Here is a 22,327-nt window from a genome sequence, read left to right on the forward strand (position 1 = left end):
TTCAATTCTTGCACAACTGTCAGCAGAAATATCGTTTACATTACACGGACCGATTGTATCATCAAAAAAAATGGGATGTATAATAAACACAATGAGACCTAATCAAATCAGACAAGCGGTATATGTTAAATCTATTTGATCACCCGTTTGGTTTATATCTCACTCACATTCCAAATTAGTGTAAAAGTGATAATCATTCCATGCTGCTATTTGTGCCAGGCAAATACATGTTTAAAAACTAAATATGGTTGTACGCATATCAAAAAGGAGCTGAGCTCATGTCAGCTCCACCAGTACCCATTAGCGTAACGGATGGTCTTTACCTGTGCTTGTTTGGAGTAATCGGGTAATGAAATATCTCGATCTCCTTGTCAATTAATCCTTTTCGTTGCTCGGAACGCCTCTAACATTTACAAATCATCAACATGTTCCCATCGGGATCTTTAAAATTGAACCAATGACCATGCTCAATATCAGTAACAAGTTCAACTTTAAGGTCCTTCAAGAATTGGTATGCTTTATGTATATCGTTGGTATTAAAATGGAAAGCAGGATGTCTAAAGTATGAATCCTCATCGTATATTTTGCTGTCTAACACTAGATTTAGTCCATTATTATCCAAAGGTATACAACAAAGATGGCCTGCAATAATTTCAAACGTAGGTTCTAGTCCTAGAATGGAGCAATACCATTCCCTTGCTTCTTTAATATCACGGACTGGGATAAAAACGGCTCCTACTTTACTTAATACAATACTCATGCTTCTCACACTCCCTAATTAATCTAAGTACAAGGATTTGAGATTATTTTATCACGGAATGGAAAAATAAGGTTTATATTTATTAAGCTATAGTGTACTGTTATTGAGGAAACCTGTAAGCCTCGGATCATTTTACTCTGCAAAGGAAGAACTTATTGAAATGACTGACTCAAGATTTAGAGATCAAGGTGAAAGAATTTATGATTTTATATTCAACCATAATATTCTCATTGAGTGCCCTCATTGCATGAAATGTGCCAAAGGATTAAGGAGAATAGATGGGAAATTTGGTTATATCATGCAATGCAAACATTGTGGAGTTCTGACTAGTCCTACAGTTGGTACATGGGGAAACGGAACATTTATGGGCTTGAATCTGTGGTTGAGGACTAATTGCTGCGGGAAATTGCTTTGGGCATATAATAAAGAGCATTTAGACTTTATGGATAGATATATCACTGCTTCTTTACGTGAAGTACTTCCGAATATGAATCAAAGTTTGGCAAGCAGGCTTCCTATTTGGATCAAGAGCGGAAAGAATCGTGAAGAACTTAAAAAAGGAATCGCAAAAATTAGGAGCAAGCTTGAGATATGTAATTAAAAGCACGATAAAACACTCCATTGTCGCTAATTGGTAATAATCACAAATAGGGCAAAGAAGTATCATTATCTGAATCAAATTCCATTTTAAAAGACTATACTTTTACAAATAATATCGCCGTATTTTTTTGTGTTCCCCTTAATGGAACAGGTCCCGTCTTCGCATATCATGGAACCGGAATTTCTTTTTCCATAATATAATCATCCATTACGAATCCATTCCCGATATCCGCAATTTGCTCCCGTACGGTCCGGAAGCCTTTTTTCTCATACACCGCAATACTGGGTTCGTTATGTCTATTAACCGTAAGCCAAATATGGCTTAAGTTTCGTTCCTTGCAAAGATGCTCAAGAAATGCAAACGCTTGACTGGCGTAGCCTTGCCCCCGGTACTCCTTGTCTATATAAAACTTGCTTAGAAATAGCTTCTGCTCTTCTTGTCTGACCGATATATATCCAATCGGGGAGACACCTTCGTGATGGATTAAGTAATATTCATACCCTTGATGATGAATCTGATCCGCAATCGCTGAAACCGATTGATATTTACCAATCATGTAATCGATCTGCTCTATTGTAATAAGGGATACATAGTATTCTCGCCATATTTCCGCCGCTAGACGAGCAACCTCTGCAATTTGTTCGGCTGTATTCACGAGTGTAAGCATAAGTTTCATGACATGTGCCTGCCTTTCCCAGATCTCTTGTCTTACCTTCCACTACAATATCATAAAATTCAGCAGCGAGTGAGTGATTTCAATTATCGAATCCTAATGTTTATCGCACCTCACGAGCAGCGTGAATCGGCCATTCCGCAGACGTATTAAAGCACCAGAGCTTCCTATAAACCTTTAATTGAAATGTCTTAAAACACATCAAACTCTACAGGCCGATTCATTAAAGTATACCTCCTACTTTTAAACCTCCCGTGCGGGTAACGCCCGGAAATATTCTACAACGACCTCACGAAATTCCAGCGCAGCCCGCGAAATGTACCGGCTCTTGTGCCATTGCAAAGCAATCTCCCGAACCAATTCGTCATTCTCTACTTGCAGACATCGGATATGTTCCCGTGAATGCCTTGCCGTGCTCGGGATGAAGGCGATGCCAATTTCGGCTTCCACTAGAGTCGTTATCCTTGCAGGTTCATCCCCCTCATACACATATTTAGGGGCAAAACCAACCGAATGGCATACGGAATCGACTAAATCGCGAGTGCCGTAGCCTTTCTTCACGCCGACAAACCATTCATCCCTTAGCTCGTCCAAGGAAACGCTGCTTCGGTTTGCCAGCCGGTGCGTCTTGGGAACTGCTACAAGGATAGGATCGACGAAGACGATTTGACATTCAATGTCATCCCCTTCTATAGGAGGTGAGGACAAGCAGTAATCGACCTCTCCTCTATGAAGATGCGCGATCATTTCCTTCGTAGTCAGCATTTGTACATGAAAATGGAGATAAGGCTGCTTTTTCCGAAATTCCCGAAGGATATGGGGCAGCGTGCTTGCCGTATTGACCGCCAGCTCCAATGTGCCGTGATCCGGGCTGGATAAATCGCTAAGCTCCTGCTTCCCCTGCTCTAACTCAAACAAAGCCCTTTCTGCACGGCGCAGGAATCGGCTTCCGAATTCATTCAATCGCAGCCTTCTCCCTACTCTATCGAATAGAGGGACCCCTAGATCCTCCTCCAAGCGTTGAATTGTTTTACTTAATGACGACTGAGTAACGTGCAAGCTTCGTGCAGCTTCGGTCACATGCTCCAATCGGGCTACCGTTAAGAAATATTGCAGTTGAAGAAGTTCCATATACCTCCACCATTCATTCCTTCTAGTCAATGAAATTATAGCATGAAATGCGTTGGAATAAATAATCGATATCCAGTACGATAAAATCAAGACATAAAGAAGGGATGAACGCAAATGAATGCTCGCAGCAGATGGCTGATGGTTTCCGTAGGCCTCGGGATACTCTTGAATCCATTAAATTCTTCGATGGTTTCTGTGGCTATTGCAAGATTGCAAAATGTGTACCAGCTAGATTTTTCAGCTGTATCCTGGATTATTTTTTCTTTCTATATTGCAAGTGCTATCGCTCAACCCGTCATGGGTCGGGCCAGTGATTTATTCGGTCGCCGAAACATATTTCTTATCGGGCTGGTTGTGGCCTTCATTGCCTCCTTGCTAGCTCCGCTATCACCAAGCTTTGGATGGCTCATCGTTTTCCGCGTTGTGCAATCAATCGGAACGAGCATGATGGTTGCCGTCGGAATGGCCATAGTGCGAATTTATATTACCGAGAAACAAGCCATTGCACTGTCTGTGCTGTCCGTATTCCTATCCGGAGCGGCAGCAATTGGACCTTTCATTGGAGGGGTCTTGATTCACTGGTGGGATTGGCCTGCGATCTTTTTCGTCAATATTCCGTTTGCGGTGGCGAGCTTCTTCTTGGCTTGGAGAACCATCCCTCAGGACGAATCGCCGGTATCCGCTGCGCGGAACATGTCCTTTCGCCAATGGTTTGCTGTGATTGATGTGCCGGGGATCCTGCTCTTTACGGCAGGACTGATTGCCCTGCTCGTTGGATTAATGTCAGCAAAATCATCTGGACATGTCTCATTACCTCATGTCGTCATTGGTCTGGCGGGCCTCGTTACACTTGGTGTTTTCGTACGATATGAGCTACAAGCGAAGTCACCCTTCATACCATTGCGTACCTTTGCCAAATATCCCGCCATGACTTGGGTCAATGTCCAATTCATTCTCGTAAACGTGCTTTTTTACTCGCTCTTTTTCGGATTCCCATCCTACTTGCAAATGGTGCGGCATGTCAGCGAGTTCCATACAGGGATTCTAATGCTGAGCTTGGGCTTGTGCTCGCTGCTTGCATCTCCCCTGGCAGGGCGATGGATCGATAAGTCCGGACCTCGACCAGCTATGCTCTTGTCCGCGATTTTGATGACCTTCGGGTCCGTGTGGATCGTGACTTTGAGTCCAACTTCACCGGTTATCAGCGTATGCTTGGCGTTAGCGGCATTCGGCATCAGCAACGGGCTGAACAGTGTCGGAATGCAAGCGGCTTTGTTCAACAGCTCTCCAAAGGAAATCATCGGCGTAGCATCCGGATTATTCAATACATCCAGATACTTGGGGACCATTCTCTCTTCATTGCTGATAGGTGTCGTCATGGGAGGGGAGTTCAGCTTCGGGGGATTTCGATGGCTTGGGGTTATCCTTACGGTAATTGCATTGTCATTGGTCATCATGAACTGGCGTCGGGAGTCAGGGCAGCTGCAAGAATCTTAGGCTCATCAAGCTCAAACCGGTTTCCCCATTGCAACGAATGGAGCAACCATAGCTACAGGAAGCAGGGGCAGCATGTCTCTTCTGGCGAGGCGTTGCCCCCGTGCGTTCCCTTTTTTAATAATGATCAACCGTACAGCATTATTTCTCGGTGATAGCTAAGATCGTTTTAACAAAATCCGTTTTAGAATCAGCATAATTATGCTTATCGCCTTTATGTGCGGCTGATAGTTGTTTTTTCAGTTGCTCGTATTGCATTCTCGCCGCCTCGTTACCTCTCAAATAATCTCTGAAAGCCAGCTGCTCCAGCAAATAGTTGCTTCCTCGTCGGTACATATGAATTTGATGCGTTCGCGGCTCCCCCTTGTTAAAGTAATGTCGATCCGGTAACACATCCGTCCCTTTATATGCATAACCCAGCTTTTCCAACGGCGCAGCACATTTTGTACCATCCTGAAACTCATTAATCTCAATAGCGATATCAATAATCGGCTTCGCACTCAAGTGTTTCACCGCCGTACTTCCGATGTGATGCACGTCTAGAATGTATTGACCGGCAGCCGCAAGAATGCTTTCTCTTTCCGATATAAATTCTCTCTCCCATTCCTCGCACCAAGGTACCAAAAATACTTCACCTTTCGGCAGTCCCAGCACTCGAATCCCTCCTGGCATTGGCAGTCATATCAAAATCCACTTCCTCAATAAATTCTATCACTTCTCCATTGGGACTGTGAACGACAGCGTTTTTGACGGTGAGCTGCGGTTCGCCGAGAGAAAGGCAGCCCGGTTCGATATAAGCTTCTGCCCCATTAGCAATTGCATGTTGGTACATTTCCTCCACATTGTCTACATAAAAGGCTAAGTGCAATAATGCCCCGTGAGCTATCTCTTGTTCCGATGACGCTTTCCTGCCTTGAGCTGGAATGACCGCTTCAGAATCAAAGATTTCAATACAAGTTCTCCGGTCGGGTGAAATCAGCATGGCAGCTTCTGTAATCCGGAAGGAAGGCAGACTCCAATGGTGCCCAACCTTAAATCCTAAAACTTCCGTATAAAACGCTATGGTAGCTTGATAATCTTTGGCTTGTATTGCTACATGAGAAAGGCCTTTTACAACCACGAAACATCGCTCCCTTATAAAAAAGATGAGCTTATTATATAAATAAAATCAAGTTAAATATATACAAACAATGAGGTTATTATAGTACAATCATTATTAAAAGTAAGGAATTTTGGACGTACATATTAGGTTTTTTAAGGTTCTGTTAGGGAGGGCTTATGTGGAACAAGTAATCGACGACATTGATAACAAGATTATGAGATTGCTGCAGCAGAATGCACGAATGACGATTTCTCAAATCAGCAAAGAAGTGTCCATGTCTCAACCGTCCGTTAAAGAGCGGATTATCAAATTAGAGGAGAAAGGGATCATTTCCGGTTATACTGCGGTCTTTCATTTGCCGGATTTGAACCGTGGCACAACTGCTTTTATTCTAGTAAAAACAGAGCATTGCCAAGAGATGGTGGATTTTTGCCGGAGCTCCAAGGAAGTCACCGACTTGTTCCGCATCAGCGGGGAATACAATTATTTGATCAAAATACAAACGGCAACCGTTGAGGAGCTTGCTGAGTTTCAAGATTCCCTACTCAAGCTAGGGCCATCGAAGTCTCTTGTCAGTATGAAAAACATATTGGAAAACCGAATTTTGCTATAAAATGATGCTATAACCATGCAAAAGGAGACCTACCTATGATAGTAGCCGCCGACGGCAGCGGTGATTACCGCACCATTCAGGAAGCGCTCGACCAGATAGCAGACGATACCAATGTAAGAACCGTCATTTATATACGTAACGGGGTATACAAGGAGAAGCTTCACGTCGTGAAGCCGCTCGTAAGCCTCGTCGGAGAGAACGCGGAGCTTACGATCATTACGTATGACGATTACGCCAGGAAGACATTCCCTAACGGCGAAGCCTATGAGACGTTCCACTCTTATTCCGTGTTTATTGGCGCGGATGATTTCAGCGCGGAACGGATCACCTTCCGCAATACGGCGGGCCGAGGGGAAGCCGTCGGCCAAGCGTTGGCCGCTTACGTGGACGGAGACCGGGTATCGTTCAAGCACTGCCGGTTTCTTGGACATCAAGACACCCTGTTTACAGGTCCGCTGCCGCCAGCCCCCATGCAAAGAACCACCTTCGGCGGACCGCGGGAGGGAATGCCGCGCAGGAACGTACGGCAATATTACGAGCACTGCTACATAGAGGGAGATGTCGACTTTATATTCGGATCGGCAACCGCGGTATTCAACCAGTGCGAGATCTTTTCCAAACGGCGTCTCGGGGAAGAAGATCCCGGGGAATTTCCGTCCGAGCGCATCCATGGCTGGCTGACCGCCCCGTCGACGCCGGAAGAGATCCGCTTCGGCTATGTCTTCCATCAATGCCGCCTTACAAGCGATGCTCCCCCGCAGTCCGTCTACCTGGGCAGGCCTTGGAGATACTACGCCAAGTCCGCCTTTCTCCTTTGCTGGATGGGCGAGCATATCGCCGCAGCGGGATGGGACAATTGGAACAAGCCGGAGAGCGAGCGCACCACGGTCTTTTGCGAGTACCGCAATACGGGTCCGGGCGCAGCTGTAGAAGGCCGCGTGCCTTGGTCGGCTCAACTAAGCGACGACGAGGCCGAAGCGTATTCCCCGATTAGCGTGCTTGCGGGAATCGACGGGTGGAACCCGGTTACCGCGTAAAAGATGGAAGGACCGGCTCTCGGGCCGGTCTTTTGACGTTCTCCCCGACAGCCGATCGATACGGCAGCCCGTCCCCTTTTACGCACAATTTCACAAGGGAATCCAGCCCGTGAACGAGGCGCCGCCGGACGGGCTCTTGTTCTGAACGAAGAGCTCGCCGTTGTGCGCTCGAACAATCCGGCGCGCTATCGTAAGCCCGAGCCCGGCGCCGCCATACGCAGGATTTCTGGAATGGTCTCCGCGATAAAACGGTTCGAATACAACCATCCGATCTTGTTCAGCAATTCCTGGCCCGGTGTCCTCCACCGTGAAGACGAGGCGTTCGCTTTCCTTGCGCCAACCAAGCTCAATCCTTCCGCCAACCGGAGTATGCCTTACGGCATTATCTATCAGATTGCCCAGGGCTCGCCGTAACAAATGGGAATCGCCGGTAAAGGCAACCTGTTCCAGCGGCTCTTCCTCGATATAGCTAAGCTCAATGCTCTTCTCGTTGGCTATGGGACGAAATTCTTCAGCGATCCCCGCAAAAAAGGGAGAAGCCTCCAATGGCTCCGGCCGAAGCGTTTGTTCCAGCGATTCGAGCTTCGTGTAGGCAAACAAATCAGAGATAAGCCGTTCGAGCTGTTCGGCTTTCTGGCTGCATATCGAGAGATAACGGGCCGCTTTATCCCGGTTATCGTACATTCCCCGCTCCAGCCTCAGCAGAAATCCGCGCAGCGTAAACAACGGCGATCTTAAATCGTGCGCGATCGCCTGAATAAAGAATCGCCGCTCCTCCTCCAGCTCGGACTGGCGGGTTAACGATTCCCGCAAGCTGCTGCCCATCGCTTGAAAGGCCGATCGCACATCCGCTACTTCAAGCACGGTGGATTCGGGCAAATAAAAATCCAGATCCCCGCTGGCAATCCGCCTCGCTGCCGCCCCCATGGCTTCAAGCGGTTTAATGACCACACGCCCCATTTTCATGCCGATGAAAAAGATGGCAATGAGCGTTGCAAGAATGGCGCTAACAGTAGCCAGCCCGCTGCTTCGTTCCGGAACAAAGAACAGCGCCTGGCCGCGCATCTCGCCCTGCTCAATGATGCTTAGCTGCCTCGTCGCATTATCCCATGCACCGGTCGGGCCGGCATGCATGATCTCACGCCCGGCGGCATCCAGCAGGATGATACCGAAGCCTGACAGCTTGGCGATATTTTGCAGCGAGTCCTGCCACTGCGGTTCCTCCCATCGCCGCGCATCCGTTTCGCTCACGGCATGAATTGCCGATGTTAGGCCGGACTGCTGCCGTGCATGCAGATGGCTTGCAAAAATGGATCGGTCAAGCAAATCCGATACTTCAAACAATAGTCTCGGCAGCAGCAGAACGATCAGCATGCCGATGATCATCCACTGGCGGATGCGAAGCCGGCCCTTCATTCCCGTACCCCTTCGAACCGATAGCCGACGCCCCATACATTGGTAATGATTTTCGGGCGTCGCGGGTCCTCTTCGATTTTTTCCCGAATTCTCCCGATGTGTACGGTTACCGCGTGCTTGTCGCCAACACCGTCCCAGAACCGCTGCAGCAGCTGGTCATAGGTGAATACTTGGCGAGGGTACTCCGCAAACAGGCACAGCGTGTCGAATTCCTTCGGCGTCAAGGACAGAGGCCGTCCGTCCAATACGGCTTCATGCGCTTTCACATCCAGAATGAGCCTGCCGAACCTCCACTCCCATTTCGGCTCTTTTTCGCTTTTGTCGTACCGCCTTAAAACAGCTTTGACCCGTGCAACCACCTCTTCCGGAGTGACTGATTTGACAATATAATCGTCACCGCCCAAGCTGAGACCGCGAATTTTATCCATATCCTCACCGCGCGCGCTCAGGAATAAAATCGGGAGATCACGCGTTTTCCGAATGTGCCGGCACAGGTCCAGGCCGTTTTGCCCCTGCATCATAACGTCCAGCAGCATGCAGTCGACCGGTCTGCGATCCAATATTTCCAGCGCCTCGGCAGCGCTGAACGCTTCTACCGCTTCAAACTGTTCGTCTTCGAGATAATCCCGCATTAACTCTACGATTTCTACATCATCATCGACTATGAGGACGGTTCGTTTGCCGTTCAAGCTCAATTAAGCTCGCCTCGCTTATTCTAATAATTTGCAATTATTGTAACATACCGCTTAGTGCATTCGGCGCATTTTGAATGATTTGAGATAGTTTGTGATTGTTTTGTGACTTTTTCGCACAGCCTTTCGTGAGATTAATCCGCTATGATGAGTCGTGACGTCAAATAGCTGCTAAGAAAGGAGGGTATCCGCATGTACATTGGCCGACTCGCTTACAGGATATTGGCATGGATTTTTTTCGGCTGTATTGTGGTTCAAGTGTTTCTTGCGGGAATGGCGACGTTCGGTGATCCGTCCAAATGGCAGGCCCACGCATTGTTCGTGCAGCTTTTCGCCATGCTGCCTTTGGCTATGTTCCTTCTCACATTTATCGGAGGGATAAAGGGGCGTGACCGGTTACTGAGCCTCGGGCTGTTTCTTCTCGTGGTCATGCAGTTTCTTACGGTTCAGGTATTTTCCTCCGTATTCATCATTGCAGCGCTTCATCCGCTTATCGCGATGGTTCTGTTCTGGGGCTCGATGGCGGCAGCGCGAAAAGCATGAGCTGTATCGTGTCGTGTCTGCCGGACAACGACTCATCCAAGGAGGTACACATTGAACCTGTTATCTGGAACATTAGCATGTCGATGAGCTGAAAAGGAAGGAGATTGATCAATTTGAAAACAAATATAGATCCCCATTTGGTAAAGCTGGTGCAATCTCAGCATCCGGAGAAGCTGCTTCCCTTTGTCCGCAATATGAATGATCAGACGCTTGCCGCTATTTACGGCACGGATGCCGATACTTACAGATCGATTATTCGTCACTTGACACAGTTGGCTCAGGACACGGCTCGGGAGATGTTGAACGATGCGGCGTTTGCCAATAAGCTGGATCGTATTCCGTTTCAAGCGGGACAGACGATTATTGCAGTCGGCGAAAGCACGACGGACGATCTGCTTTCCTGGTTTGAGCTGCTTCGTCATCTTATCGGACTGAGAAGGCCGCATGACGGAATCCGGTTTATTAATGAAGGTATTTCAGGCTACACATCGACGCAAACGCTACGAAGGATGAGCAGCGTGACCGCCATGAACCCGGACTGGATCTTGTGTATGATCGGCGGCAATGACGCGTTAAGAATCGGCCCGGAGCCTGCCAAAACACAGGTCAGTCCAGAGGAAACGGCGAAAAATCTGAGTGCGATCAGACACATCGCCGCTTCCCGGACGAAAGCCCGCTGGGTCTGGCTGACTCCCCCGCCGATTAATGAAGAGCAGGCAGCGGCTTATCCTTACTTTCAGTTCAGCCAGCTTGCCTGGCGCAGCAAGGATATCGCGCGCGTTAGCGAAACGATCCGCAGCCTCCCGGAGCCTGTCGTTGATATGCAGTCCGTATTTACGGCATATGTTGATCAACCGCCGCTCGGTCCCGACGGCGTTCATCCTACCCTGGAAGGCCATCAAGCGATTGTGACACAGCTTGTTGAAGCTCTTGCCGGAGGGATAACGGCATGAAGCTCGTCATATTCGGTGCTACCGGCGGCACCGGACGCCAGGTCGCCGTTCAAGCCTTGGAGAAGGGACATAAGGTCACGGCGGTCGTTCGTAAACCTGAGGCGTTGGATCTTCGCCATGATAATCTGGAAGTTATCCAGGGGGACGTTCTCCATCCGCCTTCCATAAGGGAGGCAATAAGCGGGAAGGATGCAGTGCTGTCTGCGCTTGGCGTCACGCACCGGAATCCGACAACCGTATATTCCGCCGGAACGGCTAATGTCATGGAGGCGATGCGGACGGCAGGCGTGCAACGTCTCGTCTGCCTTTCGTCGGCAGGGCTTGAGGTCCCCGCCGATACACCGCTTTTGCAGCGGCTTGTCATCCGGCTCATCATTTAGCGGAAGTATCGACACGCTTATCAGGACATGTCGCGCATGGAGACGGAACTCCGGGAATCCTCCGGGTTCACCTGGACCGTTATTCGTCCTCCGCGATTGACAAACGGGCCGCACACCCAGGCTTACCGTACGGCTGTAAATAGGCCGCTGTCTCAAGCGAAGGGGATATCGCGCGCCGACTTGGCGGACTTCATGATCCGATCGATTGCGGATCCGGCCACTTATCAGGCAGTTGTTGAGATATCTGACTAAAGCTACAGGAGGAGTACCAAGATGGCTGGTAAACGCATAGTTCGCGGCCTTTACGTCATCATCGCAGCACTTGGGTTAGGAGCGGTTTGTTTTGCCATCCTGCCTTATCTTACTCTTGATCCAAGCCTTAGCCGTGTGGAGCTGAATCCAGCAATTCCTCTGCACTATCCGCTCCTAATCACACATATTGGCTTCGCCTTTATCGCCGTCATCATTGGCTGGCTGCAATTTTTGCCTGGACTTAGAAAGCGGCGGCCGGTCCTTCATCGATGGACAGGAAGGATATATTTGGGGTGTGTTGCGATCGGGGCCGTAACCGGACTTACCGTAGGAGCTTTTTCAGCTAGCTATGTAAGACAGATGGCTTTCCTGCTCTTAGGGCTGCTGTGGCTGTTTACAGGCTGGAAAGGCTACCGGAAAGCAAGGCTCGGACGATTCGGCGAGCATGGTGTATGGATGGCGAGAAATTACGCACTAACCCTCGTTGCGGCAAGCGCGCGCCTGCTGACTCCGTTCTGCATCCTGCTCTATTTGGCATTGCATGGAGGTCCGCCGGCCGGGGGCGTTGCAGAGATAGTGAAGCAGGTGCTGGAGATCAACATATGGGTCGGTCTTGCGGTAAATCTTGTCATTACGGAGTGGATGATTGTAAATCGATTCAACACCAAATAAGAAAGGATGCTGAGACTTGTGACTATGCCTGAGCAAACAAGAGCATTTCTGGAGGAAGCGTCAAAGTTTCGTTGAAACGGTATCCGGGCATGATCCATCTGTTTTATACAATGACGGATGTGTTCTCCGACGGAAACGATGTTTATGAATGGATTCGCCGGCAGCTTCGGACGCTGGATGCCCCGGACAAATCGTTATCCTGATACCGACCGAATGCCGGATACGAAGCACCCGCGGGTATCTGCATGCCTCCCTCCTCATATGATGTAGAGATAACCGGAAATTGTTCGGATGAAGGCAGGGGATGAAGCATGAGCGTGTGGCATGAAGCGGATGAAGAAATTCGCCGCCTGCGGAACGAGCTTGAAGGGCTGCAGCATGGGGACGGCAGCTGGCGGTTTTGCTTTGAGAACGGTATATTGACCGATGCCTATATGATCATTGTGCTCCGGACATTGGAGCTTCCCTATGAAGCGTTAATACGGCGGCTGCACGACCGGATCGCCTCGGAGCAGCAGGACAACGGGGCATGGAAGGTGTATGCCGACGAGGAGGAGGGCAACTTATCCACCACCGTCGACGCGTACTATGCCCTGCTGTATTCCGGCTACAGTACGAAAAGCGATGAATCGATGCGAAAAGCGGCGCGGTTCATTCGCTCCAAAGGCGGACTCAAGCAGGTGCGCGGCGTTCTGACCAAGGTGTTCCTGGCGGCGACAGGACAATATCCTTGGCCTTCTTCGCTTATCATCCCTCTGGAGGTGCTGCTTCTCCCTCCTTCGTTTCCCATCAGCTTTTACGATTTTTCCGGCTTCGGGCGGGTGCACCTGGTTCCTATGCTTCTTATGGCCGACCGCCGCTTCACGATCCGGACGGATGCCACGCCGGATCTGTCCGATTTGAGCGGGAGCGGTCCTGTTCACGATAGGACGGAAGACGGTACGAACTCGTCATCCCGTATTTCCCATCAAAGGCTTCTGGACGAAATTCAATCCGGCCTTCAGCAGCTGGCCGGACTCCCGGGACTGCTTCACGAGCGCGCTTCAGCGGAGGCCGAGCGCTATATGCTCCAGCGTATCGAGCAGGACGGCACCCTGTACAGCTATGCTACCAGCACATTGCTTATGATCATGGCTTTGATAGCCCTCGGCTACGAGAAGCGCCATCCGGTGATTACCGCCGCCGTACAGGGACTCATGACGATGGTGTGGAGCTTCGACGGGCGAAGCCATCTGCAGAACTCGCCGTCCACCATCTGGGATACGGCTCTGTTATCCGACGCTCTGCAAAGAGCGGGGACATCGCCCGACAGCCCAACCATTCGCAGAGCGAACGCTTTTTTGCTCACCAAACAGCAGCATAAGCTCGGAGATTGGAGCCTTCGAGTCGCTCATCCCGTACCCGGCGGCTGGGGCTTCTCGGAGTCCAATACGATCAACCCGGACGTGGACGACTCCACGGCTGCTTTAAGATCGATCCGTCAGCACGCGCTGCGTGATCCGGCTTACCGGGATGCATGGAACCGGGGGCTCCAATGGGTATTATCCATGCAAAATAAAGACGGAGGCTGGCCGGCATTTGAACGCGGCTCGAACAATGAGCTGCTTGCGCTGCTTCCCATCGATGGTGCCCGCGCAGCCGCAATCGATCCTTCTACTGCCGATTTGACCGGCAGGACGCTGGAATTTTTGGGCACGGCGGCGGGACTTGGCCGAGGCCACGCTTTTGTGAGGCGCGGGGTCGATTGGCTGATCGACAATCAGGAGGAGGACGGCTCGTGGTACGGCCGATGGGGCGTTTGTTACTTGTACGGCACATGGGCCGCCTTAACCGGCATGACGGCTGTCGGCATTCCGCATGAGCATCCTTCGGTCCATAGAGCGATTGCGTGGCTCTTCAGCATTCAGAATGCAGACGGAGGCTGGGGAGAATCCTGCGCCAGCGACCGATTGAGTCGCTATATGCCGCTCCATGCGAGCACGCCTTCGCAAACCGCGTGGGCACTGGACGCCTTAATCGCAGTGCACGATAAGCCCTTGCCCTCGGTGGATAAAGGCATCCGGCAATTGATCGCTCAGCTCCACAAGCACGACTGGACGACCCGCTATCCGACAGGCGCAGGCTTGCCGGGCATTTTTTACAGCAACTATCATAGCTACCGGTATATTTGGCCGCTGCTCGCCCTCAGCCATTATGTCGGGAAGTACGCGGCGCAATGATAATCATTTCAAACTAATGCTGCCTCAATGATGCTTCAACCTCCAATTTGTATGTTTCCACAATATGCAAAAGCCTCCAATCCCCACTGCAACTGCATTAGTGGTTTTGGAGGCTTTTATGCTGACACTTTGGGACGGGCTTACTCAAACCTGTGCTCTCCTTTGCGGATTGCGCCCTTTACAATCGGACCCGCGCCTTGGCGGACAGGAGATCCGTTATTTACCAAAATACCGGCTCTGCTTAAGTACAATCGGACAATGGATCCTTTATTTGGCATTTTTTCGCTCAAACAGCTCCGTAAATGGCCGAATAACGGAACCACGGTCCTATAGCCTCTGCTTTTGAGCTATTTTTCCGAAATAGCGGAACCATTGTCCGAAGAGAGGGAATAGCTGGTCTATACATAAAGCGGGTCAGTACCTTTGGATACTCCCATACGAGTGTTTATGCTTGAACTCAATGATTCGGGACTGCAGCTCTCCAAGACTGCAAGCTCAATCTATTCCTCGTAAATTTTGGTCAGCAGCTCGCTCAGCGTCTTTTGCGCCTGCTCCTCCTGCTCGCCGTCCACTTCCAAAGTCACTTCATCGTTGTGCTGGATACCGAGCGTCAGCATGCTTAAGGAGCTTTTGCCGTTCACTTTTCTCCCGCCCTTGATCACACTCACCTTGCACGGAAATGCGCTTGCCGCCTGTACGAACGCTTTGGTCGGACGCGCATGAAAGCCCGAAGGATTGAGTATCGTATACGTTTGAGATATCATATCAGGTCACTCCTTGTTCTTTTGTTTTACGAATTGTTGAATGCTCGCTTGATTGCCTATCGAGAGAACTTGCTCTATATATCCGGCCCATTCGACCTGCGAGGTTTTACGGATCAATGCTCTTGCCGGCAAAATGGAGCTCGCGCTCATGCTGAATTCATGGAGGCCCATACCGAGCAAAATCGGAATGGCGTTTTCGTCACCTGCCATTTCACCGCACATGCCAACCCATTTGCCTTCCTTCCTCGCTGCCTGGATGACCATATGGATAAGCCGCAGGACGGAAGGATGACACGGCTGATACAGGTAGGAAACATTTTCGTTCATCCGATCCGCCGCCATCGTATATTGAATCAAGTCGTTCGTCCCGATGCTGAAGAAATCGACTTCCTTGGCCAAGAAATCGGCGGCAAGCGCCGCGGCCGGGATCTCAATCATAATCCCTACCTCTATGGAGCCGGATACGGGAATGCCTTCCTGAACCAGCTTCTCTTGTTCTTCCTGAAGCAGGCGCTTAGCCTCACGAAGCTCCTCCGTTACGGCAATCATCGGAAACATGATCTTCAGCTGGCCGTGCACGCTCGCTCTGAGCAGGGCTCTAAGCTGCGTACGGAACAAATCCTGCCTGCTGAGCGTCAGCCGAACGGCACGCAGCCCAAGGAAAGGATTGCTTTCGATCGGCAGCTTCATATACGGAAGCTCCTTATCCCCACCGATGTCGAGCGTACGGATGACAACCGGCTTGTTGTTCATCCGCTCCAGTACATGCTTGTAAACCTGGAACTGCTCTTCTTCGTTAGGAAGCGCATTGCGTCCCATATAAAGAAATTCGGTCCGGAACAAGCCGATGCCTTCCGCGCCGTTCTCGATGACCTTCTGCAAATCTTCCACACTGCCGATATTCGCCGCCAGTTCAACGCGATGGCCGTCCTGCGAGATCGTCGGCTGATCCAGAAGCTTCCGCAGCTCTCTTCTCTTTTCATCGTACGCTTGTTTACGAGCTTGATACATTGTGAGCTCTGCATCGGTCGGATCAATGATAACGGTACCCTCGACGGCATCCATAATGACCATCGTGCCGGTCTCGATTCCGGAAGCGTCCTTGCCCGCTCCGACAATGGCAGGCACTTCGAGAGATCTCGCCATAATGGCCGAGTGCGATGTACGGCTGCCGATCTCGGTTACAAAGCCCAGCACATAATCGAGATTGAGCTGCGCCGTATCCGAAGGGGTCAAATCTTCGGCTATGAGGACACAGGGCTCATTGATCGCCGTTACCGCAGCATAGGATACGCCGCGAAGACGGCTCATAATTCGTCCGGAGACATCCCGCACGTCGGCAGCCCGCTCCCGCAGCAGCTCGTTATCCATCGAGCTCAGCATCTCGATGAAGCTCCTCGCTATGTCGTAGAGGGCAAATTCGGCATTAATGCTTTCATTCTCAATGTTCTCGATAATGGGATCGATCAAATCCGGATCGTCCAGGAGCATCAGATGCGCTTCGAAAATCTCCGCTTTAGCCGCTCCGAGCCGCTCCTCCGTCATCGCTCTGATCTGCTCCAGCTCCAGTCTTGCTTCCTCTACCGCTTGACGGAAGCGCTCCGTCTCTATAGAAACGTCAGCCACCCTCTCAGGTGACGGCTCGTAATGTGCGTTGTTCAGTCGGAATGCTTTGGCAATGGCAATACCGGGGGATGCGGTAATACCGGATAAACGTATGGAACTCAGTTTCGCCATAGAAGAACTCCCCTTTCTTTCTTATCAGGAATGAGATTGCTGAAATTGCTCGTAATGCTTCATAATGGCAGCATGCAGCGGATGATCCTCGCCAATTGACGTATATTTGGCGATCGTTTGAGCGGCGCCAAGCTTGGTAAGCTCGGATTGCAGCTCTACCGCTTCCGGATCCGCTTCGTCCTGGAATAATAGTGCCGCCGCGATGCCCATAGTCAAATAGTTCGGCATCATCCCCAGCTCATATGCCTGCAAAGCCGGACGGACAAGGCGGTCGTTACGCGACAGCTTGCGAATCGGTGATCTTCCCACTCGCGTGACTTCATCCGTCAAATAAGGATTCACGAAACGGCTGATAATTTTGCTAATGTATTGCGCATGCTCCTCAGGTTGGAATCCATACTGGCGAATCAGAACCGCTCCCGTTTCCTCCATGACACGCCGTACCCGCTCCGCAATCGAGGAATCCGCCATAGCTTCTTGTATCGTAGCAAATCCTTCGATATATCCCAAATAAGCGGCAACGCAGTGTCCTGTGTTAACGGTAAAAAGCTTGCGCTCAATATACGACTGCAGCCGGCTCACATAATGAACGCCTTCGATGCGGTGAAAGCCAGGGATCATCTGCGATTCATCGACGACCCATTCGTAGAACGGCTCCACCTTCACTTCCAGAGGATCCTCGTTGTGCTGAATCGGTACGATGCGGTCAACCGCGGCATCAGGGAATGCGACGGTCCGGCTCACCTTCTCCGTGACCTCCGGGCTCAAATGGCTGTATACGTGCTCTTTGAGCCGGGTACTGCCGCCAATCGCATTCTCACAAGCGATTATGTGCAGCGGCGCCGCTTCCCTCTCCGCCCGCTTCTCCAGGCCTTTTGCAATACCGGGGGCAATATGCTTAAGAATGTTCACTCCGACGGCGGTTGTGATCAGATCGGCTTGGGATACGGCTTCGGCAACGTCGTCCAGATGCTTGCCGTTAATAGCCGTCACGTCCTCCACCAAGAAGGTATCCTGGCTCTCATTCGCTAGGCGGACCGTATACGCCTTTCTCTCCTGGAGCAGCTCCACCAAGCTGTCGTTCACATCGGAGAAACAGACTTGGTAGCCAGCTTGAGATAATATCAGCCCGATGAAGCCTCTGCCTATATTGCCGGCACCGAAATGTACCGCCTTCATAGCTCCATACCGCTTTCGAAGATGTTCAGCATATCCTCCGGCGTCTTCGCCGCCATAATGCGTTCGATATTCTCGTCCTCGGAGCAAATCATGGCCACATTGGTCAAAATATCCAGATGCTCATTGCCCGCGGCGGCGATGCCGATCACCAGGTTGGCTCTTTCGCCGTCCCCGAAGTCTACGCCTTGCGGAATTTGTACGATAGACAGCCCTGTGGAGACAATCAGCGACTTGGAATCCTGTGTTCCGTGAGGGATCGCCAGCCCATTTCCCATATAAGTAGACAGTGTTTGTTCGCGCTCGATCATTTTCTCGATATAAGCCGGGGCCGCATGGCCCGCATCGACCAGCAGTTGTCCCGCCATGCGGATAGCTTCCAATTTATCTTTAGGCTGAGCGTTCATTTTGATTTTGTTGACAGATAAAATACTCATAGCAGGTTCTCTCCCTATCCGAATTATTTTTTATTTTCTAAAAAAGCCGTAAGCTCTCGCGATAAAAATTGCTTGATCTCGCTCTGCTCCCCTGTTCTCAGAAGCTCAATCATTTCCGGAAGCAGCAGGTAGGAGCTGATTTCGCTCAGCACCTCCAAGCTTTCCTTGGGAAGCTCTTGCGGACCCAGCATGAGCAGCACATGCCTGACGCCAGGCGATACGGGCTGATCCAGCAGTAAATCCTCCTTCAACTGAAAGAGCGTCAGGGTAGGCTCCAACACCCTCCCGCTTCGGATATGAAACAGCGCCAGCTCCGTATCGGGAATGACTTGGCTGCTTAACCGCTCCCGTTCCAGCAGCAGCTCGACGATCGATTCCACATCCTCGATATAACCCGATTGCCGCGCGTATTCGCACATGACTTGAAGTGTCTCGCGCAAGCTATGAAACGATTGATCCAGAGGATACACCGTGAAGCCGTCCACAATCCGGACGATTTCATTGACGTACATCCGGATCCGGTGAAGGCTTTCGGTTGAATGCTTGAGGTTCCGTACTACGACTCCCTGATCCCTGCCGTTGTCCTTTTGCAAGGTGACGTTTTGGATAAATAACCGGAGCCGTTCGGCTTCATCCTTCGTTAGCAGCGGGCTGAGCTTGATATATTGGTCGTCATCCAAAGGCAAATCTACCGTCGAGATGATCAAATCGTATTCAGCCTCCGGAATATGGACCGCCTCAAACCAGGAGACGTGACCGAGAATTTCAATTTGCGGGAGCTCCTTGGTAAGCCTGACCGCAAGCATCTTCGAGGTACCGATTCCGCTGGTGCAGACAATGATCGCTCTGACGTTGCGGCGCAGCTGCTTTTGCCTTTCCAGTGAAGCCCCGAAATGCATGACCAGAAAGCCGATCTCTTCGTCGGGAACCGCCGGCTCTATTATTGTCTCGTTAACCGACAAACGTATGGCTTCAAACAGCTCTTCGTAGTCTCTCTTGATTTGCGTTAGCAGCGGGTTGCGGATCGTTGCTCCGGCTTGAAGCCGTTTCAGTGCGGATTCAAGGTGGCTTAGCAGGCCGTCCCTTAGGGAGCGGTCCTCACTGTACGATACACCGCTGCGCTCTTCCATTCGCCGGATCAGCTTCCAGACAATTTCCATATAGCTTAATTCATCAAAAGGAAGCAGCTGGTTCGGGTGAGGCTCCTCCGGTTGAAGCAGCTCCGCCAGATAGCGTATTTCCGCCTCCGGCCATTCCATGGGAACGATCTTGGACAATTGTTCTATCGTATGAGTGAGCAAATCACTTCGACGTATGGTTTCCGTTTCTACATTTGCCTCAATAACCTTTCCCTGCTTCATTCTTGCTATCAAAATAGAGATGTCGATCAAGAGACGGGTATATTCACTTTCCGACAGCTTATTTAAACCTTCGTCCTCCGCATCCCAAAGCGCCGCTTCGACGTCCGCAAAATACGATTTGCCGATGAGCTGGAGCAGCTTCATGACAAGCGGCGATGGAGAGCGTGCCGATTTTCCATACAGGTCGGATTCATCCAGATAGTTTCTCGCCAGCCGTGCGATCAGCTTCCGTTTGTTCATCTCCGTGCCGTTCAAGCCGACGCCGTACCCTCTTCTTCGGATAAGAGTAAGGTTGGACTTTTGGATCCAGCTCTCCAGCTCATCCAAATCGTTAGTAATCGTCGGGATGGTCACACGGAGAGAGTGGGCTAAAGCGAACAGCTTCACCGGCTCATCCTCGTCAAGCAAAGTGCACAGAATGAACAGCTTGCGGTCCTGCGACGAATGTTCGATCGCTGCCGCATCATGCAGCTTTCTTTTGAAAGCCTCTATGTCCTGCAAATCGCCTTGAAGCTGGATGCCTTTGCCGGACTTTTTTTGCAGCGATAAGCCGGAAGACGATATTATCGCCTCCAGCTCCGTCAGCTCCCTGTGAACGGTTCGCGTGCTCACGTTGATTTCGGCGGCAATTTCCCCGGCTGTCACATCGACATTACGGCTCAGCAGCAGCTCAAGGATTTGACGGTGCCTATGAGAGAGGGTCATATGCATGCTCCTCGATAACATAATGGAGATAACGCCGGCCGTAAGCCAGCGTTAGCCATGATTCTTAACCCCGCAATCGTTTGACGAGCTCGTCGTATTCCGGGCTTTTCATGAAATTATCAATGGAAATATGCTCGGCTTGCGGCGCTTGATTGCGCGCCCGATCCGTCAACGATTTGTGAGTGATTACGATATCGGCGTCCTTCGGTATTTCGCTGATTGCGGTGTTTACCACGGTGACGTCGACCTCGGCCTCTTTCATTTTCTTTCTTAATATCGAAGCTCCCATCGCACTGGAGCCCATACCGGCATCGCATGAGAATACGATTTTGTTGACTGCGGAAGCCAGCTTCACTACCGCTTCAGCTGCAGCCGGTGCATTAGCAGCAGCTGCTGCTGCGTTTGGCGCTTGCTTCATTTGCTTCATTTTCTCGGTTGCCTGCTCCAGCTCATCCTCTTCACCCGATTGCTTGGTCGTTTTGAGCAGCAGTGCGGCAACGAGGAACGAAACGATAGTCGCAGTGATGACCCCAGTGAAAATGGAGAGCAGACCGCCCTTAGGCGCCATAGCGATGTAGGCGAAAATACTTCCCGGCGACGGTGGAGCAACCAGACCGGCTCCGAACAAGGAGAACGTAAAGGTACCGGTTACGCCGCCCGCAATAACCGCCAAGAGTAAGCGAGGGTTCATCAATATATAAGGGAAATAAATTTCATGAATACCGCCGAAGAAGTGAATAATGGCGGCACCGGGAGCAGACAGCTTTGCCGAACCGCGTCCGACCAGCCAGTAGGCCAGCAATATTCCAAGCCCCGGACCTGGATTGGACTCCAGCATGAACAGGATGGAGCGTCCTGTATTGGAGGCCTGCTCCAAAGCGATAGGACTTAGAACGCCATGGTTAATTGCATTGTTCAGGAACAAAATCTTGCCCGGCTCGATCAGCACGTTGGCCAGCGGCAGAAGCCCTGCATTCACCAGGAACTGAACTCCGGCTGTGAGCGCTTTGCTCACGATTTGGACGACTGGGCCGACTACGGTGTAGGCAAGAACCGCCAAAATACCGCCGATAATACCGGATGAGAAGTTGTTGACGAGCATCTCGAAGCCGGACTTCACTTTGCCTTCAATCGACTTGTCAAAACGCTTCAACACCCAGGCAGCGAAAGGACCGACTATCATCGCTCCCATAAACATCGGGATATCCGTGCCGACGATAACCCCCATCGTGGCTACCGCGCCGATGACACCGCCGCGCGTTCCGTGAATCATCGATCCGCCCGTGTACCCGATCAATACTGGCAGCAGGTACGTAATCATGGGGCCGACTAGCTTAGCCAAATACTCATTGGGAAACCAGCCTGTCGGAATAAATAAGGCGGTAATCAGCCCCCACGCGATAAAAGCACCGATATTGGGCATGACCATGCCGCTTAAAAAACGCCCGAAGCTTTGCACTTTGACCCGGACTCCGCCGGAGGACGCTTGTTTTTGTGCTGCGATAGTATCCATTAGGATAACCCCCTTTAACTATTTCATGATCTAATCGTAATGCAAAAGCGCTTTCAGGTTCAATGAAATCAAAATCCTGTTTCGTCATGAACATTG

22 protein-coding genes and 1 pseudogene are annotated in these 22,327 nt (G+C 50.8%); 10 read left to right on the forward strand and 13 right to left on the reverse strand.

What is annotated here, in order from left to right; genetic code table 11:
• Positions 1–403: 403 nt before the first annotated feature.
• A complete protein-coding gene (locus DVH26_RS30135; RefSeq protein ID WP_239628716.1) occupies positions 404–760 on the reverse strand; it encodes a VOC family protein in 357 nt (118 codons plus the stop codon).
• A gap of 160 nt (positions 761–920) precedes the next feature.
• On the opposite strand from DVH26_RS30135, the gene DVH26_RS30140 reads away from it, so the two are divergent.
• Positions 921–1,361, forward strand: a complete 441-nt coding sequence (locus tag DVH26_RS30140; RefSeq protein ID WP_239628718.1) for a hypothetical protein — start codon at positions 921–923, stop codon at positions 1,359–1,361.
• Between the two features lie 166 nt (positions 1,362–1,527).
• Here DVH26_RS30140 and DVH26_RS30145 read toward each other — a convergent pair whose 3' ends face one another.
• Positions 1,528–2,037, reverse strand: coding sequence for a GNAT family N-acetyltransferase (locus DVH26_RS30145; RefSeq protein WP_239628720.1), 510 nt, complete (start codon positions 2,035–2,037; stop codon positions 1,528–1,530).
• A gap of 240 nt (positions 2,038–2,277) precedes the next feature.
• Positions 2,278–3,165, reverse strand: a complete 888-nt coding sequence (locus DVH26_RS30150) for a LysR family transcriptional regulator (protein WP_239628723.1) — start codon at positions 3,163–3,165, stop codon at positions 2,278–2,280.
• A 114-nt stretch (positions 3,166–3,279) separates the two neighbouring features.
• Here DVH26_RS30150 and DVH26_RS30155 point away from each other — a divergent pair, with 114 nt between their 5' ends.
• Complete coding sequence (locus DVH26_RS30155) at positions 3,280–4,662, forward strand: MFS transporter (protein WP_239628725.1); 1,383 nt, start codon at positions 3,280–3,282, stop codon at positions 4,660–4,662.
• A gap of 138 nt (positions 4,663–4,800) precedes the next feature.
• On the opposite strand, the gene DVH26_RS30160 is transcribed toward DVH26_RS30155, so the two are convergent.
• Complete coding sequence (locus DVH26_RS30160) at positions 4,801–5,313, reverse strand: GrpB family protein (protein ID WP_239628727.1); 513 nt, start codon at positions 5,311–5,313, stop codon at positions 4,801–4,803.
• On the reverse strand, positions 5,291–5,779 hold the full coding sequence (locus DVH26_RS30165) for a VOC family protein (RefSeq protein WP_239628729.1): 489 nt from the start codon (positions 5,777–5,779) through the stop codon (positions 5,291–5,293). The genes DVH26_RS30160 and DVH26_RS30165 overlap by 23 nt, the downstream gene beginning before the upstream one ends.
• Positions 5,780–5,975: 196 nt before the next feature.
• On the opposite strand from DVH26_RS30165, the gene DVH26_RS30170 reads away from it, so the two are divergent.
• Both DVH26_RS30170 and DVH26_RS30175 read left to right on the forward strand, forming a co-directional pair.
• Positions 5,976–6,374 carry an Lrp/AsnC family transcriptional regulator gene (locus DVH26_RS30170; protein WP_481857625.1) on the forward strand — a complete coding sequence of 133 codons (399 nt, stop codon included), beginning with the start codon at positions 5,976–5,978 and terminating at the stop codon, positions 6,372–6,374.
• 35 nt (positions 6,375–6,409) lie between these two features.
• On the forward strand, positions 6,410–7,411 hold the full coding sequence (locus DVH26_RS30175; RefSeq protein ID WP_239628734.1) for a pectinesterase family protein: 1,002 nt from the start codon (positions 6,410–6,412) through the stop codon (positions 7,409–7,411).
• Positions 7,412–7,501: 90 nt separating this feature from the next.
• On the opposite strand, the gene DVH26_RS30180 is transcribed toward DVH26_RS30175, so the two are convergent.
• Together DVH26_RS30180 and DVH26_RS30185 are read right to left on the reverse strand one after the other, a co-directional pair.
• Entirely contained in the window at positions 7,502–8,827 is a 1,326-nt protein-coding gene (locus DVH26_RS30180; protein ID WP_239628736.1) for a sensor histidine kinase, read from the reverse strand.
• Positions 8,824–9,516, reverse strand: coding sequence for a response regulator transcription factor (locus DVH26_RS30185; protein WP_239635541.1), 693 nt, complete (start codon positions 9,514–9,516; stop codon positions 8,824–8,826). The genes DVH26_RS30180 and DVH26_RS30185 overlap by 4 nt, the downstream gene beginning before the upstream one ends.
• 195 nt (positions 9,517–9,711) lie before the next feature.
• Between DVH26_RS30185 and DVH26_RS30190 the strand changes: the two genes are divergently transcribed.
• The 6 genes and pseudogenes from DVH26_RS30190 (at position 9,712) to shc (ending at position 14,538) form a co-directional block, all read left to right on the forward strand.
• Positions 9,712–10,062 (forward strand): DUF6220 domain-containing protein, encoded by a 351-nt coding sequence (locus DVH26_RS30190; RefSeq protein WP_239628738.1) that lies wholly within the window; start codon positions 9,712–9,714, stop codon positions 10,060–10,062.
• Positions 10,063–10,175: 113 nt separating this feature from the next.
• Positions 10,176–11,015 carry an SGNH/GDSL hydrolase family protein gene (locus DVH26_RS30195; RefSeq protein ID WP_239628740.1) on the forward strand — a complete coding sequence of 280 codons (840 nt, stop codon included), beginning with the start codon at positions 10,176–10,178 and terminating at the stop codon, positions 11,013–11,015.
• Positions 11,012–11,647, forward strand: a pseudogene (locus DVH26_RS30200) (NAD(P)-dependent oxidoreductase). The gene DVH26_RS30195 and the pseudogene DVH26_RS30200 overlap by 4 nt, the downstream one beginning before the upstream one ends.
• 21 nt (positions 11,648–11,668) lie before the next feature.
• On the forward strand, positions 11,669–12,319 hold the full coding sequence (locus DVH26_RS30205; RefSeq protein WP_239628742.1) for a DUF2306 domain-containing protein: 651 nt from the start codon (positions 11,669–11,671) through the stop codon (positions 12,317–12,319).
• A 71-nt stretch (positions 12,320–12,390) separates the two neighbouring features.
• Complete coding sequence (locus tag DVH26_RS37120; RefSeq protein WP_275590431.1) at positions 12,391–12,522, forward strand: hypothetical protein; 132 nt, start codon at positions 12,391–12,393, stop codon at positions 12,520–12,522.
• A 108-nt stretch (positions 12,523–12,630) separates the two neighbouring features.
• Positions 12,631–14,538, forward strand: coding sequence for a squalene--hopene cyclase (gene shc / locus DVH26_RS30210; protein ID WP_239628745.1), 1,908 nt, complete (start codon positions 12,631–12,633; stop codon positions 14,536–14,538).
• A gap of 500 nt (positions 14,539–15,038) precedes the next feature.
• Here the strand turns inward: shc and DVH26_RS30215 are convergent, their stop codons facing one another.
• From DVH26_RS30215 to DVH26_RS30240, 6 genes are all read right to left on the reverse strand, one after another.
• On the reverse strand, positions 15,039–15,302 hold the full coding sequence (locus DVH26_RS30215) for an HPr family phosphocarrier protein (protein ID WP_239628747.1): 264 nt from the start codon (positions 15,300–15,302) through the stop codon (positions 15,039–15,041).
• Between the two features lie 6 nt (positions 15,303–15,308).
• Positions 15,309–17,039 (reverse strand): phosphoenolpyruvate--protein phosphotransferase, encoded by a 1,731-nt coding sequence (ptsP, locus tag DVH26_RS30220; RefSeq protein ID WP_239628749.1) that lies wholly within the window; start codon positions 17,037–17,039, stop codon positions 15,309–15,311.
• A gap of 24 nt (positions 17,040–17,063) precedes the next feature.
• A complete protein-coding gene (locus tag DVH26_RS30225) occupies positions 17,064–18,218 on the reverse strand; it encodes a mannitol-1-phosphate 5-dehydrogenase (RefSeq protein ID WP_239628751.1) in 1,155 nt (384 codons plus the stop codon).
• Positions 18,215–18,652, reverse strand: coding sequence for a PTS mannitol transporter subunit IIA (locus DVH26_RS30230; protein WP_239628753.1), 438 nt, complete (start codon positions 18,650–18,652; stop codon positions 18,215–18,217). The genes DVH26_RS30225 and DVH26_RS30230 overlap by 4 nt, the downstream gene beginning before the upstream one ends.
• A gap of 23 nt (positions 18,653–18,675) precedes the next feature.
• Positions 18,676–20,718, reverse strand: coding sequence for a BglG family transcription antiterminator (locus DVH26_RS30235; RefSeq protein ID WP_239628755.1), 2,043 nt, complete (start codon positions 20,716–20,718; stop codon positions 18,676–18,678).
• A gap of 64 nt (positions 20,719–20,782) precedes the next feature.
• Positions 20,783–22,231 carry a PTS mannitol transporter subunit IIBC gene (locus DVH26_RS30240; protein WP_239628757.1) on the reverse strand — a complete coding sequence of 483 codons (1,449 nt, stop codon included), beginning with the start codon at positions 22,229–22,231 and terminating at the stop codon, positions 20,783–20,785.
• Positions 22,232–22,327: the final 96 nt, after the last annotated feature.

Origin of the sequence: Paenibacillus sp. H1-7, assembly GCF_022354825.1 — a bacterium.
Lineage (GTDB): Bacteria > Bacillota > Bacilli > Paenibacillales > NBRC-103111 > Paenibacillus_S.